The organism is Pseudonocardia sp. EV170527-09 (assembly GCF_008369905.1).
Taxonomy (GTDB): Bacteria; Actinomycetota; Actinomycetes; order Mycobacteriales; family Pseudonocardiaceae; genus Pseudonocardia.
Window position 1 is genome coordinate 68,074 of the sequence record NZ_VRMC01000006.1, and the last position, 16,187, is coordinate 84,260.

Annotated in this window: 16 protein-coding genes and 1 riboswitch; of the genes, 7 read left to right on the forward strand and 9 right to left on the reverse strand. The window is 74.2% G+C overall.

All coding sequences use genetic code 11. The features are described 5' to 3' along the window. Positions 1 to 15 precede the first annotated feature (15 nt). Together asnB and FVA95_RS03060 are read left to right on the forward strand one after the other, a co-directional pair. Entirely contained in the window at positions 16 to 1,890 is a 1,875-nt protein-coding gene (gene asnB, locus FVA95_RS03055) for an asparagine synthase (glutamine-hydrolyzing) (protein WP_149662835.1), read from the forward strand. Positions 1,891 to 1,962: 72 nt separating this feature from the next. Beyond that, positions 1,963 to 2,793, forward strand: a complete 831-nt coding sequence (locus tag FVA95_RS03060) for a DUF427 domain-containing protein (protein WP_149662836.1) — start codon at positions 1,963 to 1,965, stop codon at positions 2,791 to 2,793. Positions 2,794 to 2,898: 105 nt separating this feature from the next. Here the strand turns inward: FVA95_RS03060 and FVA95_RS03065 are convergent, their stop codons facing one another. After that, positions 2,899 to 3,378 (reverse strand): MarR family winged helix-turn-helix transcriptional regulator, encoded by a 480-nt coding sequence (locus tag FVA95_RS03065; RefSeq protein WP_063718673.1) that lies wholly within the window; start codon positions 3,376 to 3,378, stop codon positions 2,899 to 2,901. An 87-nt stretch (positions 3,379 to 3,465) separates the two neighbouring features. Between FVA95_RS03065 and FVA95_RS03070 the strand changes: the two genes are divergently transcribed. Next, positions 3,466 to 4,581, forward strand: coding sequence for a M20/M25/M40 family metallo-hydrolase (locus FVA95_RS03070; RefSeq protein WP_240051237.1), 1,116 nt, complete (start codon positions 3,466 to 3,468; stop codon positions 4,579 to 4,581). Here FVA95_RS03070 and coaA read toward each other — a convergent pair. Further along, positions 4,553 to 5,482 carry a type I pantothenate kinase gene (gene coaA / locus FVA95_RS03075; RefSeq protein ID WP_075311794.1) on the reverse strand — a complete coding sequence of 310 codons (930 nt, stop codon included), beginning with the start codon at positions 5,480 to 5,482 and terminating at the stop codon, positions 4,553 to 4,555. The two genes, FVA95_RS03070 and coaA, sit on opposite strands and share 29 nt — an antisense overlap. Before the next feature lie 337 nt (positions 5,483 to 5,819). Here coaA and FVA95_RS03080 point away from each other — a divergent pair, with 337 nt between their 5' ends. Genes FVA95_RS03080 through FVA95_RS03090 form a run of 3 tightly spaced genes read left to right on the forward strand, consistent with a single transcriptional unit; the run spans position 5,820 to position 9,313 of the window. Further along, the gene (locus tag FVA95_RS03080) at positions 5,820 to 7,217 is read left to right on the forward strand and encodes a hemolysin family protein (protein ID WP_205015748.1); all 1,398 of its coding nucleotides are present in this window, start codon (positions 5,820 to 5,822) and stop codon (positions 7,215 to 7,217) included. Beyond that, positions 7,214 to 8,275, forward strand: coding sequence for a hemolysin family protein (locus FVA95_RS03085; protein ID WP_149662837.1), 1,062 nt, complete (start codon positions 7,214 to 7,216; stop codon positions 8,273 to 8,275). The genes FVA95_RS03080 and FVA95_RS03085 overlap by 4 nt, the downstream gene beginning before the upstream one ends. Positions 8,276 to 8,302: 27 nt before the next feature. Continuing rightward, positions 8,303 to 9,313, forward strand: coding sequence for a 3-methyladenine DNA glycosylase (locus tag FVA95_RS03090; protein WP_370460819.1), 1,011 nt, complete (start codon positions 8,303 to 8,305; stop codon positions 9,311 to 9,313). 4 nt (positions 9,314 to 9,317) lie between these two features. On the opposite strand, the gene FVA95_RS03095 is transcribed toward FVA95_RS03090, so the two are convergent. From FVA95_RS03095 to gcvP, 3 genes are all read right to left on the reverse strand, one after another. Next, on the reverse strand, positions 9,318 to 9,515 hold the full coding sequence (locus FVA95_RS03095; RefSeq protein WP_075306392.1) for a hypothetical protein: 198 nt from the start codon (positions 9,513 to 9,515) through the stop codon (positions 9,318 to 9,320). Between the two features lie 137 nt (positions 9,516 to 9,652). Continuing rightward, positions 9,653 to 9,793, reverse strand: a complete 141-nt coding sequence (locus FVA95_RS30695; RefSeq protein ID WP_161992178.1) for a hypothetical protein — start codon at positions 9,791 to 9,793, stop codon at positions 9,653 to 9,655. A gap of 52 nt (positions 9,794 to 9,845) precedes the next feature. After that, positions 9,846 to 12,737: an aminomethyl-transferring glycine dehydrogenase gene (gene gcvP, locus FVA95_RS03100; RefSeq protein WP_149662838.1), complete on the reverse strand. Its 2,892-nt coding sequence runs from the start codon at positions 12,735 to 12,737 to the stop codon at positions 9,846 to 9,848. Positions 12,738 to 12,902: 165 nt separating this feature from the next. Further along, a riboswitch (glycine riboswitch) is annotated at positions 12,903 to 12,997 on the reverse strand. A gap of 72 nt (positions 12,998 to 13,069) precedes the next feature. Here gcvP and FVA95_RS03105 point away from each other — a divergent pair. Next, a complete protein-coding gene (locus FVA95_RS03105; RefSeq protein ID WP_149662839.1) occupies positions 13,070 to 13,369 on the forward strand; it encodes a YiaA/YiaB family inner membrane protein in 300 nt (99 codons plus the stop codon). Positions 13,370 to 13,380: 11 nt separating this feature from the next. On the opposite strand, the gene FVA95_RS03110 is transcribed toward FVA95_RS03105, so the two are convergent. The 4 genes from FVA95_RS03110 to gcvH all read right to left on the reverse strand — a co-directional run bounded on the left by FVA95_RS03110 (position 13,381) and on the right by gcvH (position 16,183). Further along, positions 13,381 to 13,959, reverse strand: a complete 579-nt coding sequence (locus FVA95_RS03110; RefSeq protein ID WP_060711889.1) for a MerR family transcriptional regulator — start codon at positions 13,957 to 13,959, stop codon at positions 13,381 to 13,383. A gap of 274 nt (positions 13,960 to 14,233) precedes the next feature. After that, on the reverse strand, positions 14,234 to 14,710 hold the full coding sequence (locus tag FVA95_RS03115) for a bifunctional nuclease family protein (protein ID WP_020623535.1): 477 nt from the start codon (positions 14,708 to 14,710) through the stop codon (positions 14,234 to 14,236). Between the two features lie 444 nt (positions 14,711 to 15,154). Then, entirely contained in the window at positions 15,155 to 15,607 is a 453-nt protein-coding gene (gene garA / locus FVA95_RS03120; RefSeq protein ID WP_062394962.1) for a glycogen accumulation regulator GarA, read from the reverse strand. 183 nt (positions 15,608 to 15,790) lie between these two features. Next, on the reverse strand, positions 15,791 to 16,183 hold the full coding sequence (gene gcvH, locus FVA95_RS03125) for a glycine cleavage system protein GcvH (protein ID WP_149662840.1): 393 nt from the start codon (positions 16,181 to 16,183) through the stop codon (positions 15,791 to 15,793). Positions 16,184 to 16,187: the final 4 nt, after the last annotated feature.

Genomic DNA, 16,187 nt, shown 5'->3' on the forward strand with positions numbered 1-16,187 from the left:
AGGAGGCGCTCAACCGTGTGCGGAATCTGCGGCTGGATCGACTACCGACACGACCTGGGGGCGGACGAGCACGCCCGCACCCTCGCGGCGATGAACGACACGATGTCCTGCCGCGGACCGGACCAGCAGGGTGTGTGGGCCCAGGGCCCCGCGGCGCTGTGCCACCGCAGGCTCGCGGTCATCGACATCGAGGGCGGCCGCCAGCCGATGACCCTCGACGAGGGCGGGCTGCCCGCCCTGCACATGGTCTACTCCGGGGAGACCTACAACTTCCGTGAGCTGCGCGAGCAGCTCGCCGCGGCGGGGCACCGGTTCCGCACCTCCAGCGACACCGAGGTCGTGCTGCGGGCGCACCGCGAGTGGGGCGCGAAGGACCCGCGTGAGGTCGCCCGGCGGCTCAACGGCATGTTCGCCTACGCCCTGTGGGACTCCGGCACGAGCGAGCTGGTGCTGGTGCGCGACCGGCTGGGCATCAAGCCGCTCTACTACTACCCCACCCCGCACGGGGTGCTGTTCGGCTCCGAGCCCAAGGCGATCCTGGCCAACCCCGAGGCCGAGCGGGTGGTCGACGCCGAGGGGCTGCGCCGGGCGCTGGCGTTCGTCTCCGACATGTCCAACGCGGTGTTCCGCGGCATGCGCGAGGTCCCGCCCGGCTGCGTCGTCCGGGTCTCCCGCGACGGCGGGGTCCGCGAGGAGCGCTACTGGCAGCTCACCGACACCGGGCACACCGACGACGTCGACACCACCGTGCACCACGTCCGCGAGCTGCTGGAGGACACCGCGCAGCGCCAGCTCTACGCCGACGTGCCGCTCTGCACCCTGCTGTCGGGCGGTCTGGACTCCTCGGCGCTCACCGCGCTGGCCGCGAAGCACGTCGACGGCACCGTCCGGTCGTTCGCGGTGGACTTCGTGGGCTACGCCGACAACTTCGTCGCCGACGACGCCCGCAGCACCCCGGACACCCCCTACGTGCACGAGGTCGCCGAGTACGTCGGCACCTCCCACCGCGACATCGTGCTGCGCACCGAGGACATGATGGACCCCGCCGTGCGCCGGGCCACGGTGCACGCCCGCGACCTGCCGGCCGGCATCGGCGACATGGACTCCTCGCTGTACCTGCTCTTCTCCGCGATCCGCAAGGAGTCGACGGTCGCACTGTCCGGGGAGTCCGCCGACGAGGTCTTCGGCGGCTACCGCGACTTCCACGACCCGGAGACCGTCGCGGCGGACACCTTCCCGTGGCTCGCCGGGCGGATGATGAACCACGACCCAGCCGACCCCGGCCTGTTCGACCGCGCGCTGTGGGCCAAGCTCGACGTGGCCGGCTACGTCGAGGACCAGTACCGGACGGCGCTGTCCGAGGTGCCCGAGCTGACCGGCCCGGCCGCCGACGACCCGCACGAGCGGCGGATGCGCGAGATCTGCTACCTCTACCTGACCCGCTGGCTGCCGGTGCTGCTCGACCGCAAGGACCGGATGAGCATGGCCGTCGGGCTCGAGGTGCGGGTGCCGTTCTGCGACCACCGCCTCGTCGAGTACGTCTTCGGCACCCCGTGGGCGCACAAGAACTTCGACGGCCGCGAGAAGTCGCTGCTGCGGCACGCCACCTCCGACCTGCTGCCGGAGTCGGTGGTGCAGCGGGTCAAGAGCCCGTACCCCTCCACCCAGGACGACGGCTACGAGAAGTCGCTGCGCGAGCAGGTCGCCGAGATCCTCTCCCACGGCGACGACGCCCCCGTCGCGCCGCTGGTGGACCGCGCGGCCGTGCGACGACGGCTCGACGCGGGCGGCGGGCACGAGGCCAACTCGATGGGCCGCCGGATGCAGCTGGAGCGGATCATCGACCTCAACACCTGGATCGGCGACTACGACGTGCAGCTCTCGCTGTAGCCCGTGGCGGGTTCGCCCCGTGGGTGGTTGTGTGGGTACCGACCCGCACGACCACCCACGAGGTGAGGCCACATGGGACTGACCCGCACCGACGGCCCGCTGTCGTCCTCCGCGCCGACGACGGTGAACTACGCGATCGAGGGCCCGCCGCACAAGCTGCTGATGCACCCGTTCCCCAGGCGGGTGCGGGCGGAGTTCGCCGGGCGCACCGTGCTCGACACCCGCGGCGGGTTCCTGCTGCACGAGTCGAACCTGCTGCCCGTGCTCTACGTCCCCGAGGCCGACCTCGACCAGGACGTGCTGGTCGCGACCGACCACACCACGCACTGCCCGTTCAAGGGCGACGCGTCCTACCGCTCTCTGGTCGTCGGCGACCGCACCGCGGAGAACGCGGTCTGGCACTACCCGGAGCCGGCCGCGGCCGCGCCCTGGCTGCGCGGGCTCGCCGCGCTGTACTGGAACGCCGCCGACGCCTGGTACGACGAGGACGAGCAGGTCTTCGCCCACCTCACCGATCCCTACACCCGGGTCGACGTCCGTCCGACCCACCGCGAGGTCGTCGTCACCCACGTCGCGACCGACGGGGTGGAGACGGTCCTGGCCCGCTCGCAGCGCCCGTGGGTGCTGTCGGAGACCGGGCTGCCGAACCGCTGGTACCTCCCCGCCGCCGACGTCGCCGTCCCGACCTCGCCGAGCGACCTCCGGACGCGCTGCCCCTACAAGGGCGAGGCGCACTACGAGCACGCCGACCTGCCCGGCGGGACCCGGCTGGCCGACGTGTTCTGGCACTACCCCGACCCGCTGCCCGAGTCCTCCCGGGTCGCGGGGCTGCGCGCCGTCGCGGGCGGCAGCCGCGACGACGGGTCCCGGGTCGTGGTCACCGTCGACGGCGCCGAGACCTGAGCCCGGCCGGGGCGGCCGGCACCGCCGGGCGGCCCACCGGGGCGGTTCCGGTCGGCCGCCCCACCGGGCAGTGCCGGTCGGTCGCTGCCCCAGGGGGCGCGCCGGTCAGTCGTCGGCGACGAGCAGGGCCTCCAGCGCGGGCAGCGCGGCCTCCAGCGCCGCGCGTTGAGCGGCGTCGAGCCGGTCGAGCCGGCGCGCGACCAGGGCGGTGCGCTGGCTGCGGATCTCGCGCAGCCGGGCCAGTCCGTCGGCGGAGACCGAGACGAGCACGCCGCGGGCGTCGCCCGGGTCCGCGGCACGCTCGACCATGCCCTGCTCGTCCAGCGCGGACAGCACCCGCGACATCGTCGGTGCGGTCACACCCTCACGGCGGGCCAGCTCCGACAGGCGCAGCGGGCCGTGCTGCTCGACGGTGACCAGGGTCGACAGCTGCAACGGCGGCAGCGACTCGGAGCCGTCGATGCGGATCCGGCGGTTCAGCCGTCCCACCGCCAGCCGCAGCCGGGAGGCCACCTCGTCGTCGCTCGTCTCGAAACGGCCGGTCACCACGGTGCCACCGGACTCGCCGCCCGATCCCTCACTCATCGCCCCATTCTGCCAAAGAAGTGCTGAGCAATGGCATCGGCCCTCGGAGGCGGCAGGGTCCGGCAGGGTCGTGGCAGGGTCGCGGAGATGGAGATCCCCGACCCCGTCGCGCTCGCCGGCTCGCTGATCGCCCTCGACCCCCGCAGCGGCGGTGAGCGCGCGGCCGCCGACGCCCTCGCCGGCCTGCTCGACGACGGCGGATTCACCGTGCGGACCGAGCCCGACCCGGCCGACCCGGCGCGGGCGAACCTGGTGGCCCGCCGCGGCGACGGCCGCCCACCCGTCACCCTCACCGGGCATCTCGACACCGTCCCGGCCGACCCGGCCGACTGGTCGTTCGACCCGCATGCCGGTGACGTCGTCGACGGGCGGCTGCGCGGGCGCGGCAGCACCGACATGAAGGCCGGGGTGGCCGCGCTCGTCGTCGCGGCACTGCGCAGCACCCCGGCGACCCCGCTGCAGCTGGTGTTCACCTTCGGCGAGGAGACCGGCGGCGACGGCGCCCGGCTGCTCACCGGCCTGGAGCCGTCGCCGCTGCTGGTGGTGGCCGAGCCGACCGCGAACCGGGTGCTGCACGGCCACAAGGGCGTGCTGTGGCTGCGGCTGGTGCAGCACGGGGTGAGCGCCCACGGGTCGCGCCCGGAGCTGGGCGACAACGCACTCGTCGCACTCGGGCGGGTGGCCGCGGCGCTGCACGACCACACCTGGCCCGTCAGCGCGACGCACGGCGCTGCCACCGCCAACCCCGGGACCCTGCACGCCGGACTGCAGCCCAACCTGGTGCCCGACCGCGCCGAGCTGGAGGTCGACCTGCGTCTGGTGCCCGGCCTCGACGCCGCCGCGGCCCGCGACGAGGTGGCCGCGATCGCCCGCGCCACGCTCGCCGGGACGCCCCACGGCGGCGTCCCGCAGGTCGAGGTGCGCCTGGACCTGCCCGCCGTCGGCACCGATCCGGCCGACCCGCGGGCCAGGGCCGCCGCCACCGCGCTCGGCCACGACGGACCGGCGGCGTTCGCGTCCTACTTCACCGACGCGTCGGTGCTGGTCCCCGCGCTCGGGGACCCGGCGGTGCTGGTGTACGGCCCCGGTGACCCCGAGCTGGCCCACGTCACCGACGAGACCTGCTCCGCGGCCCGGGTCGGCGAGGCGGCCGAGGCCCTGACCACGGCCCTGGTCAGAGCTTGCGCAGCCGCACCCGCGTGACGTCGTGGTTCGGGCCCTTGGTCAGTACCGCGCTGGCCCGCGAGCGGGTGGGCAGCACGTTCTGTTCCAGGTTCGGCTGGTTGATCGTCGCCCAGATGTGCTCGGCCCGGGCGACGGCCGCGTCGTGGTCGAGCTCGGCGTAGCGGCGGAAGAACGACTGCGGGTCCCGGAACGCGGTCTGGCGCAGCCGCAGGAACCGCTCCACGTACCAGCGGCGCACGTCGGCGGTGGCGGCGTCGACGTAGACCGAGAAGTCGATGAAGTCCGACACGGTCAGCGCGCCCGCGACCGCGGGCTGGAGCACGTTGAGCCCCTCGACGATGAGGATGTCGGGGCTGCGGACCACGAGCTGCTCGTCGGGGACGATGTCGTAGACCAGGTGCGAGTAGACCGGGGCGGTGACCTCGGGGCGGCCGCCCTTGATCTCGGAGACGAACCGCAGCAGCTTGCGGCGGTCGTAGGACTCCGGGAAGCCCTTGCGCTCCATCAGCCCGCGGGCCTGGAGCTCGGCGTTGGGGTAGAGGAACCCGTCGGTGGTGACCAGCTGCACGTCGGGGTGCTCCGGGGAGCGGGCGAGCAGCAGGCGCAGCAGCCGCGCGGTGGTCGACTTCCCGACCGCGACCGAGCCCGCGATCCCGATCACGAACGGGGTCCGGGCCCCGCCCGAGCCGAGGAAGCGCCGGTAGGCCCGGTAGAGCCGCCCGCCCTCCTCGACGTGCAGGTTCAGCAGCCGCGACAGCGGCAGGTAGACCTCGCGGACCTCGTCGAGGTCGACGAAGTCGCCGTAGCTGCGCAGCTGGTCGAGCTCCTGGGCCGACAGCGGCACCGTGGTCGACGACGCGAGCTGCGACCAGGAGCGGCGGTCGAAGTCGACGAACGGTGAGGCGCTCCCCCGGGCCAGGCCCGAGCTGCGCCGGCCGCCGTACTGCGGGTGCGTCGCGGCCGCGGGGGACGCGCGCTCCGACGGGGGCGTCGGCTGCGGTGCGCTCACCGGTGCGCTGCGGTCGGGGCCCCGCTCACCGGCACCCGACCGCCGTCCGGGGAGCCCGGTGGCGCGGGGGACGGTGCGGAGGGCGACGTCGCCGTGGTCATGGCTGACCAACCTAGACCCCGGTCACGGCCGGGATCACCGGCGGGACGCCGTGACATCACTCGCAGCTTCCCGACTCGCAGCTCCCGTCGCGCGGTCCCGGCGCGGCCGCCGTATCGTCGTGCACCGTTTCTCCCCGATGGAGGCCATGAGCTCCGTGTCCGTCCTGCTCTCCGTCCTCGGGCTGCTCGCGGTCGCCGCGCTCACCCTGGGAACCGCCGTGTCCGTCGCCTCGGAGTTCTCCCTCACCGCACTCGAACGCAGCCGCATCGACGCCGCCGTCGCCCGCCGGGACGACCGCCGCACCCGCGCGGTGCAGCGGGCGCACGCCGGGCTGTCGTTCCAGCTGTCGGGCTGCCAGCTCGGGATCACCGCCACCACCCTGGCCACCGGCTACATCGCCGAACCCGCCGTCGCCGAGCTGATCCGGCCGGTCCTGGAGGCCGTCGGTCTGCCCGCCGGGATCGCCTCGGGCACCGCGACCGTGCTGTCGCTGGTCCTCGCGACGGTGCTGTCGATGGTCTTCGGCGAGCTGGTCCCGAAGAACCTCGCGATCGCCCACCCGATGGAGGTGGCGCGCTCGGTGGTGTGGCTGCAGGCCGGGTTCGCCTCGGCGTTCCGCTGGCTCATCACCGGCCTGAACAGCGCGGCCAACGCCATCGTGCGCCGGCTCGGCATCGAACCGGCCGAGGAGCTGCGCTCGGCCCGCTCCCCCGGTGAGCTGAGCTCGCTGGTGCGGGCCAGCGCCGAGAGCGGCAGCATCGACCCGGGCACCGCGGTGCTGCTGGAGCGCTCGCTGCGCTTCACCGACCGCGTCGCCGAGGACCTGATGACCCCGCGGGTGCGGGTGGAGACCATCGACGCCACCGACACCGTCACCGACCTGGTCGCGCTGGCCCGCCGCTCCGGGTTCTCCCGGTTCCCGGTCGTGGACGGCGACCCGGACGTCCCGCTGGGCCTGGTGCACGTCAAGCAGGCGTTCTCGGTGCCGCCGGCCCGCCGCGCCGACACCGCCGTGCGGGACCTGGCCCGGCCGGTCGAGACCGTGCCGTCGTCGCTGGACGGCGACGAGCTGATGACCCGGCTGCGGGCAGCGGGGCTGCAGACCGCCGTCGTCGTCGACGAGTACGGCGGCACCGCCGGTCTGGTGACCATGGAGGACCTGGTGGAGGAGATCCTCGGCGACGTCCGCGACGAGCACGACCGCGGCGAGCAGAACCGGGTACGCCGCCTCGGCGACGGGGTCTGGGCGCTGTCCGGGCTGATGCGCGACGACGAGGTGGACGAGGTGACCGGGTTCCGGATGCCGCACGGGGACTACGAGACCCTCGCCAGGCTGGTCGTCGCCCGGCTGGGCCGCATCCCCGACGTCGGCGACACCGTCGAGGTCGACGGGTGGACGCTGGAGGTCCTGCGCCGCGACCGCAACCGCGTCGCCGAGATCCGTGTGCAGCGCAGCACCGCCCACACCACCGACCACGACCCCGGCCACGACACGGGGCGCAGCGCCGACCGCACCGCCGGGCACGGGACGGTGCCGGCGTGAACGACCTGCTCGCACTGCTCGCCGCCGTCGCCCTGCTCGGGGTGAACGCCTTCTTCGTCGCCGCGGAGTTCGCGCTGATCTCCGGCCGCAAGGACCGCCTGGAGGCCATGGCCGACGCCGGGTCCGCCGGGGCGCAGCGGGTCCTCGACGCCTCGCACGACCTGTCCCGGATGCTCGCGGCCTCCCAGCTGGGCATCACCATCGCGTCGCTGCTGCTCGGCCGGCTCGGCGAGCCGGCCGTCGCGCACCTCATCGACGGGCCGCTCGAGGCGGTCGGTGTGCCGGACGCGTTCGCCTACCCGGTCGAGTTCGCGGTGTCGCTGATGATCGTCGTCGTCGCGCACATGATGCTCGGCGAGATGGTGCCGAAGAACATCTCGATCGCGGGCCCGGAGCGCGCGGCGATCCTGCTGGTCCCCCCGTTCCTGGTGTGGACCCGGGTCACCCGCCCGTTCATCGACCTGTTCAACGCGATGGCCAACGCCACCCTCCGACTGCTCGGGGTGACCCCGCGCGACGAGCTGGAGACCGCGTTCACCACCGGCGAGCTCGCCGAGATGCTGGGCGACTCGCGCCGCGAGGGCCTGCTCGACGACTCGGAGAGCTCGCGGATCGAGCGGACCCTGTCCTCGGCGGAGGCGACCGTCTCCGACGTCGTCGTCGCGCTGGAGGACCTGGTGTGCCTCGACGCCGGCCCCGGCGGGACGACGACGGTCTCCGCGCTCACCGAGGCCGTCGAGCGGACCGGGTACTCCCGGTTCCCGATCCGCGGCGCACAGGGCAGGCTGACCGGGTACCTGCACGTCAAGGACGTGCTGGATCTCGCCGACTCCGAGTCCGCGACGATCCCGCCGCAGCGGGTCCGCAGCCTGCCGTCGGTCCCGGCCTCGGCCCGCCTCGACGAGGCCCTCGCCACGCTGCGGACCGCCCGGGCACACCTGGCCCGCGCCGTCGACGAGCACGACACCACCGTCGGCGTGGTCACCATGGAGGACCTCACCGAGGCGTTCGTGGGCAGCGCCCGCGACGCCACCCACGCCCCCGGCACCCCGGCCTGAGCCGCGCGCGTCGTACCGTCGGACACCGTGCCGACCCCGCCCGGGCCGACCCCGCCCGTCGCCGCCCCGGGCGCCACCGTGCCCGTCCTCGACGGCGCGACCTGGCGGGCACGGGCGGCGGCCCACCGCGAGCGGGTCGCGGCCTGGACCGGGCCGCACCGCGAGCGGCGACGGCGCGGCGAGCCGCACCCGGTGTGGGACTTCCTGTTCACCTACTACTCCCACCGCCCCGCCCAGCTGGAGCGCTGGGACCCGGGCCCCGGCGTCGCGCTCGCCGACGCCGCGGAACTCGCCGACCGCCCCGGCCACCTCACCCGCCCCGACGGCACGGTGCTGTTCGACCCCGCGGCGGCGCCGCAGCGGCTGCGGACGACCGCGGCGTTCGTGTACCGGCTGCTGGTCGCGACCCGGTCCAGGGCGCCCCGGCTGGGCTGCTTCGGCCTGCACGAGTGGGCGATGGTCTACCGCACCGACGACGCCCGGCACCGGGACACGGTGCCGCTGCGTCTCGGGCGGGCGGGCACCGACGCCGTCGTCGAGTCGGCGCGGATCAGCTGCACCCACTACGACGCCTACCGGTTCTTCACCGACGCCGCGGCCCCGCGCAACGAGCTCGTCCCCACCCGCGAGCGGCAGGTCGAGATGGAGCAGCCGGGCTGCCTGCACGCGACGATGGACCTCTACAAGTGGGCCTACAAGCTCGCCCCGGCGGTGCCGTCGGAGCTGGTCGCCGACTGCTTCGCCCTCGCCGCGGACGTCCGCGAGCTGGACATGCGTGCCTCCCCCTACGACCTGTCCGGCCACGGGTTCGACCCGGTGCGGATCGAGACACCCGCCGGACGCGCCGAGTACGCCCGCGCCCAGGCCGGGTTCAGCGAGCGCGCCGCGCCGCTGCGCGACGCGCTGGCCGACCTCGCGGGCCGGCTCGCCGGCGCCCCCGACCACCCGGCCGACCACCCCGCCGAGAGCCCCCTCGACGGTCCTCTCCACGACGACGGGGCCGCCGGGACGGTTCCCGGCGGCCCCGCGACCGCGTAGCGGCTCAGCCCGCGACGAGCTCGTCCAGCACGCCGTTGCGCGCCGAGGCGACGAGGTCGGCGAACTGGTCGACGCTCATCTGCACGCGCTGGCCGAAGTCGTCGGTGATCACGATCCGCTTCTCCGGGACGGCGGCGTCGTCGACGAACAGCTCGGGGCATCCGCAGTTGCAGCTGCCGCAGAAGGTGGCGATGTGTCGCACTCGGGTGCTCCTCGTCGTCGGTCCGGGTGTCGCGGGCGGGGTGCCCGCGCCGTCGGGAGAGGTCGCCCGCGGGTTCCCGGCGGTTCCCGATGTCACCCGATGGGGTCAACCGGTCACCGTGGGGAGCCGCACGGGACTCACACCCAGAACCGGGCGGTCAGCGGCGACGCGCCGTCGCCGGTGACGTTGGGCTGGTCGGTCGCGGCCCGCTTCGACCGGACCCGCGTCCGCAGGACGGGGGCGGGGACCCGGAGGCGCTCACTCGGTCGGCGTGACACCCCTCCATGATCCCCGACCTGTCCGGACACCCTCCCGACGGGTGGGCGGCACTCAGGCGAAGGCCTCCGGCGGCGGGCAGGAGCAGACCAGGTTGCGGTCGCCGTGGGCGCCGTCGATCCGGCGCACCGGCGGCCACACCTTCCGGTCGTGCACCCCCGGGGTGACCCCGGTCGGGTACGCGGCCAGCTCCCGCGGGTACGGGTGGTCCCACTTGTCGTCGGCCAGGCAGGCCGCGGTGTGCGGGGCGTTGCGCAGCGGGTTGTCCTCGGCGGGCCACTCCCCCGCGGCGACCCGGTCGATCTCGCCGCGGATCGACACCATCGCGGCGACGAACCGCTCGATCTCGGCCAGGTCCTCGGACTCGGTCGGCTCGACCATCAGCGTCCCGGCCACCGGGAAGGACATGGTCGGGGCGTGGATGCCGTGGTCGATCAGCCGCTTGGCGACGTCGTCGACGGTCACCCCGGTCTCCTTGGTCAGGGTCCGCAGGTCGAGGATGCACTCGTGGGCGACCGCGCCGTCGGCGCCCGAGTAGAGCACCGGGAAGTGCTCCCGCAGCCGGGTGGCGACGTAGTTGGCGGCGGCCACCGCGGTGAGCGTGGCGCGGCGCATCCCGTCGGTGCCCATCATCCGCAGGTAGGCCCAGGAGATCGGCAGGACGCCGGGCGAGCCGTACCGGGCGGCCGAGACCGCGCCGACCCCGCCGTCGGACACGGGGGTGCGACCGGGCAGGAACGGCACCAGGTGCTCGGCCACCGCGACCGGGCCGACGCCGGGCCCGCCGCCGCCGTGCGGGATGCAGAAGGTCTTGTGCAGGTTGAGGTGGCTGACGTCGCCGCCGAAGGCACCCGGGCGGGCCACCCCGACCAGGGCGTTCAGGTTTGCGCCGTCGACGTAGACCTGGCCGCCCGCGTCGTGGACCGCGGCGCAGACGTCGCGGACCCCGGCCTCGTAGACGCCGTGCGTCGACGGGTAGGTGATCATCAGCGCGGCGAGCCGGTCACCGTGCTCGGCGATCTTCGCGTGCAGGTCGTCGAGGTCGACGTCGCCGCCCGGCGCGGTCCCGACGACGACCACCCGCATCCCGGCCATGACCGCCGAGGCGGCGTTCGTGCCGTGCGCCGAGGCGGGGATCAGGCAGACGTCGCGGTCGGCCGCCCCGCGGCTGCGGTGGTAGGCGGCGATGGCGAGCAGCCCGGCGAGCTCGCCCTGGCTGCCCGCGTTGGGCTGCAGCGACACCGCGGCGTAGCCGGTGAGGTCGGCCAGCCAGGTCTCCAGCTGCTCGATCATCTCCCGGGTGCCGACGGTGTCGGACTCGGGCGCGAGCGGGTGCAGGTCGGCGAACTGGGGCCAGGTCACCGCCTCCATCTCGGCGGCGGCGTTGAGCTTCATGGTGCACGAGCCCAGCGGGATCATCGTGCGGTCCAGCGCGAGGTCGGCGTCGGCGAGGCGACGCAGCCAGCGCATCAGCGCGGTCTCGGACCGGTGGTCGTGGAACGTCGGGTGCGTGAGGTACTCGCCGGTGCGGCGCAGACCGGCGGGCAGCGCGTCGGCGGTCTCCCCGTCGAGGGCGTCGGCGTCCACCCCGGCGATGCCGAACGCCGACCACACCGCGTGCAGGTGCGCCACGGTGGTGATCTCCGAGGTGGCGACGCCGACCTCGTCGTCCGAGGCCCGGCGGAGCGCGATCCCGGCCTCGTGCGCGGCGGCGACCACGGCGTCGGCCCGGCCGGGGACACGAGCGAGCACCGAGTCGAAGAACGCGTCGTGCACGATCTCCACCCCGCCCGACCGCAGGCCGGCGGCGAGGACCGCGGCCATCCGGTGGGTGCGGGTGGCGATGTCGCGCAGCCCGTCCGGGCCGTGGTAGACGCCGTAGCAGGCGGCCATGACCGCGAGCAGGACCTGTGCCGTGCAGATGTTCGAGGTGGCCTTCTCCCGGCGGATGTGCTGCTCACGGGTCTGCAGCGCCAGACGCAGGGCGTAGTGGCCGTCGGCGTCGCGGGAGACCCCGACGAGCCGGCCGGGCAGCTGCCGGGCGTGGCGCTGCCCCACCGACAGGTAGCCGGCGTGCGGGCCGCCGAAGCCGAGCGGCACCCCGAAGCGCTGGGTGGAGCCGATCGCGGCGTCCGCGCCGAGCTCCCCGGGCGGGGTGAGCAGGGTCAGGGCCAGCAGGTCCGCCGCGACGGCGACGAGCGCCCCGCGGCCGTGCGCGGCCTCGATGAGCCCCGACGGGTCGGCGACCCGGCCCGAGGCGCCCGGGTAGGACAGCAGGACGCCGAAGAACTCGCCCTCGGGCAGCACGCCGTCGGCGAGGTCGGCGACGACCAGCTCGATGCCGAGCGGCTCCGCGCGGGTGCGCAGCACGTCCACGGTCTGCGGCAGCGTGTCGGCGTCGACGACGAACCGCGGGCTGGTCGAGCGGTTGGCCCGGCGCAGCAGGGTCATCGCCTCGGCGGCGGCGGTGGCCTCGTCGAGCAGCGACGCGCCGGCGACCGGCAGCCCGGTCAGGTCGGACACCATCGTCTGGAAGGCCAGCAGCGCCTCGAGCCTGCCCTGGCTGATCTCGGGCTGGTACGGCGTGTACGCGGTGTACCAGGCCGGGTTCTCCAGCACGTTCCGGCGGATCACCGACGGGGTGCGGGTCCCGTGGTAGCCGTAGCCGATCATCGGGACGGTCACGGTGTTGCGTCCGGCCATGGCGCGGAGCTCGGCCAGCATCTCGGCCTCGCCGACCGGCGCGGGCAGCGAGGCCCCGACCGGCTCGGCGTCGCGGATGGTGTCGGGCAGCGCACGGGCGGCGAGCGCGTCGAGCGAGTCGACGCCCAGCACCTCGAGCATCCGGGCCAGGTCAGCGGGGCGGGGCCCGATGTGGCGCTCGGCGAACGGGAGCCCCCGCTCCAGCTCGGCGAGGGTGGGACGGTGCTCGGACGTCGGGCTCACGGCGCCTCCGGAGGTCGTCGGGCGGATCGGGGCAGGGCAACTCGCCCTCCCCTCTGTCCGTACCCGGAGACCGGGCGCCTGAGAGATTCACCGGAGGTTTCCGGCTTTCCCCGTCGGCGGACGGCTCCCCGCGTGCGCGGGCGACCCGTCGCTTTCCAGAGGCGTCTCGACCGCGCGGTCCGTGTGCCTGAGAGATTCCGGGAAGGGGTTGCTCCTTCGGCGCCCGGGCTCGTTCCCCGGGGCTCTCCCGCGCGGCGTCGACGACTACCGGGTCAGCCTACCTGCGTAGTTCTGCGGCGTCGCCGCCTGCGCCGTCTCGTCACACTCGTGTCATGTCGAACACCAGCGCTCCGAACACCACCCCGGCCACCACCGCCGCGTTCCACACGCAGGCGATGCTGTCCTTCGGTGTGTCCCTCGCCGCCGTCGTCGTCGGGACCGTCTACCTGCCCGTCGACGGGTGGGTGAAGGCGTTCCTGGCGATCGCCGTGCTGTACGCGATCACCTCGGCCTTCACCCTGGCGAAGTGCGTGCGGGACCGGCAGGACTCCCTGACCGTGGTCAACCGGGTCGACCAGGCGCGGATGGAGAAGCTGCTCGCCGAGCACGACCCGTTCCGCTCGGTGGCGTGAGCGGACCCGCCTCAGGAGATGGCGCGGCGCGCACGCCGGCGCGCCAGCTCGTCCTCGGGTGCCTCGTCGACGGTGCCGCCGTCGGCCCGCTCGGCCGGGAAGTCCTTGATCACGCCGGAGATCTCGCGCATCGCGCCGGAGACGGCGATGCCGAACACGCCCTGCCCGCCCTGCAGCAGGTCGACCACCTCCTCCGGGGAGGTGCACTCGTAGACGGTGGTGCCGTCGGAGAACAGGGTGATGCCGGCGAGGTCACGGATCCCGCGCCGACGGAGGTGCTCGACGGCGATCCGGATGTTCTGCAGCGAGACACCGGCGTCGAGCAGCCGCTTCACGATCTTGAGGACGAGGACGTCCTTGAAGGAGTACAGCCGTTGGCTGCCCGACCCGGCGGCGCCGCGGATGGACGGCACGACGAGCCCGGTGCGGGCCCAGTAGTCCAGCTGTCGGTAGGTGATGCCGACGACCTGGCACGCGGTCGGGCCGCGGAAGCCGACCAGGCGGTCGGTCACCCCGTCGAGCCCCGCACCGACGAGCGGGTCCGGGAACAGCTCTCCCTGACCCGGCCCCTCGGGTGGTGGCGTCTGCACCGCGCGGTCTCCCTCGTTCGGGACCGTGGACCGTCCTCTACCATGTGACTCTGGGTAGTGGGTGAGTTCCACGGATGTCATCAGTCGAGATGACGGTAGGCCCAGCGGCCGAGGTGGTCAACGCGGCTCGCCGACCTGGGCGTACCGGACACCCGGCCGGGTCGCCGGGCACACAGGGCGCACGGCCGCCGAACGGTCGGTGACGTCGGTGAACGGTCGGACCGGGGTCCGTGCGTTCCCACTGCCGGGTGACGGCGGTGGTGACCCGCACGGATCAGCCCGGCTGGGCCCCGCGGAAGTCCTCCGGCGACACGGAGTCGAGGAACTCGCGGAACTTCTCGACCTCGTCCTCCTGCTCGTCGGGGATGACCAGTCCCGCCTCGGCGAGGACGCTCTCGTCGGCGTGCACCGGAACACCGATCCGGAGCGCCAGCGCGATCGAGTCGCTCGGCCGTGCGGACACCGTGACACCTCCGTCGAAGATCAGCTCCGCGTAGAAGGTGCCCTCCTGCAGGTCGGTCACCCGCACCTGCTCGAGCCGTCGCCCGAGTGCTCCGATCACGTCCTTGAGCAGATCGTGGGTCAACGGCCGCGCGGGCTTGACCCCCTGCTGCTCCAGGGCGATCGCCGTCGCCTCCACCGATCCGATCCAGATCGGGAGGTATCGGTCGCCGTTCGTCTCCCGCAGCAGCAGGATCGGCTGGTTCGCCGGAAGTTCGACCCGGACGCCCACGACGCGCATCTCGCTCATCAGCCCGCCTCCCCGGCCCTGTCGGGCCTGTCGGACCACCCGGGTGGACACGCCACCCCGGCCGCCCTGATCGCCTTGCTCGCCCTGACCCGCGCGGTGGACCCGACGGCTCCGTGTCGTCACCGTCGTCGTTGCCACCGCACTGCCACCGACACCTGATGACGCTACACGGCGGCCCGCCCGGACGCGCGCCTCCGGACGGGGAGTGACGGGGTCCGTTCGACGATCGTCACACGCCCGTCGCGCACGGCGTGTCGGCTCGACACCCGCCGGTCCCCGTCCACGCCGAAGGCCCGCCGCACCAGGGGGTACCGGAGCACCCCCGGCCGCGACGGGCCGGTCACACGCGGGGTGCCGTGAACGGCGCCCACGGCACCGCCGTCAGAGAGGGCGGCAGAGACGGCGGCAGGGACGGCGCGGACGGCGCCACCGCACGGACCCGGGTCAGCCCTGGGCGCCGGGCTCGCGGGGCCCGGTCAGGAACACCAGGCGGAACTTGCCGATCTGCACCTCGTCGCCGTTGGCGAGCACGGCCGTGTCGACCGGCTCGCGGTTGACGTAGGTGCCGTTGAGGCTGCCGACGTCGACCACGACGAACTCACCGGCGTCGCGGCGGAACTCCGCGTGCCGCCGGGAGACGGTGACGTCGTCGAGGAAGATGTCGCTGTCGGGGTGCCGGCCGGCGCTGGTGGTCGGCACGTCCAGCAGGAAGCGCGAGCCGGCGTTCGGACCGCGCCGGACGACGAGCAGCGCCGACCCGGCGGGAAGCCCGTCGACACCCGAGACGGCGGGCTCGGCGGCCGGCTGCTCGACGTCGGCGAGGAAGTCCGCCCGGAAGACCGACGTGGTCTCCGGTGCGCGCTCCGGTGGCACGTCGCGCGGGTCGTTCGTGGTCACCTCGGGGACTCCTCCTCGCGGATGCGGTACCCGGACGGCGTCCGGGCGGTCAGGTCTGTTCGGGGCCGGGTGTCCCGGCCCCTTCCGGACGACACGTCCAGGGGATGTGAACCTACCGGTCGGAGCGGCCGGGGCGATACGGAGGTCCGCGTGCCGTGCCGCGTGGTGCGGCGGGCGGCCGGCTCAGTCGCCGTCGGCCAGCTGGCGGTAGGCGTCGGCGTCGAGCAGGCCGTCGAGCGAGGTCCCGTCGGCCAGGCGGATCTCGACGATCCACCCGTCGCCGTAGGGGGCGGAGTTCACCAGCTCCGGGGCGGCGTCCAGCCCGTCGTTCACGGCGACGACCTCGCCGCCGACCGGGGCGTAGATGTCCGACACCGACTTGGTCGACTCGACCTCGCCCATGGCGTCGCCCGCGGCGAGGGTGTCACCGACGGTCGGCAGCTGCACGAACACGACGTCCCCGAGCTGCGACTGGGCGTGGTCGGTGATCCCGACCCGGACCACCCCGTCCCCGCTGCGGCGCACCCACTCGTGGGCCTCGGTGTAGGACAGGTCCGACGGAATCTCCGAGCTCACGCCG

What these genes read in the sequence shown, in the direction of transcription:
- FVA95_RS03065 (WP_063718673.1), bottom strand. Translation starts at nt 3,378, where the DNA reads ATGAGTGAGGGATCGGGCGGCGAGTCCGGTGGCACCGTGGTGACCGGC.
- FVA95_RS03070 (WP_240051237.1), top strand. Translation starts at nt 3,466, where the DNA reads ATGGAGATCCCCGACCCCGTCGCGCTCGCCGGCTCGCTGATCGCCCTC.
- FVA95_RS03115 (WP_020623535.1), bottom strand. Translation starts at nt 14,710, where the DNA reads ATGAGCGAGATGCGCGTCGTGGGCGTCCGGGTCGAACTTCCGGCGAAC.
- FVA95_RS03060 (WP_149662836.1), top strand. Translation starts at nt 1,963, where the DNA reads ATGGGACTGACCCGCACCGACGGCCCGCTGTCGTCCTCCGCGCCGACG.
- FVA95_RS03105 (WP_149662839.1), top strand. Translation starts at nt 13,070, where the DNA reads ATGTCGAACACCAGCGCTCCGAACACCACCCCGGCCACCACCGCCGCG.
- FVA95_RS03080 (WP_205015748.1), top strand. Translation starts at nt 5,820, where the DNA reads ATGAGCTCCGTGTCCGTCCTGCTCTCCGTCCTCGGGCTGCTCGCGGTC.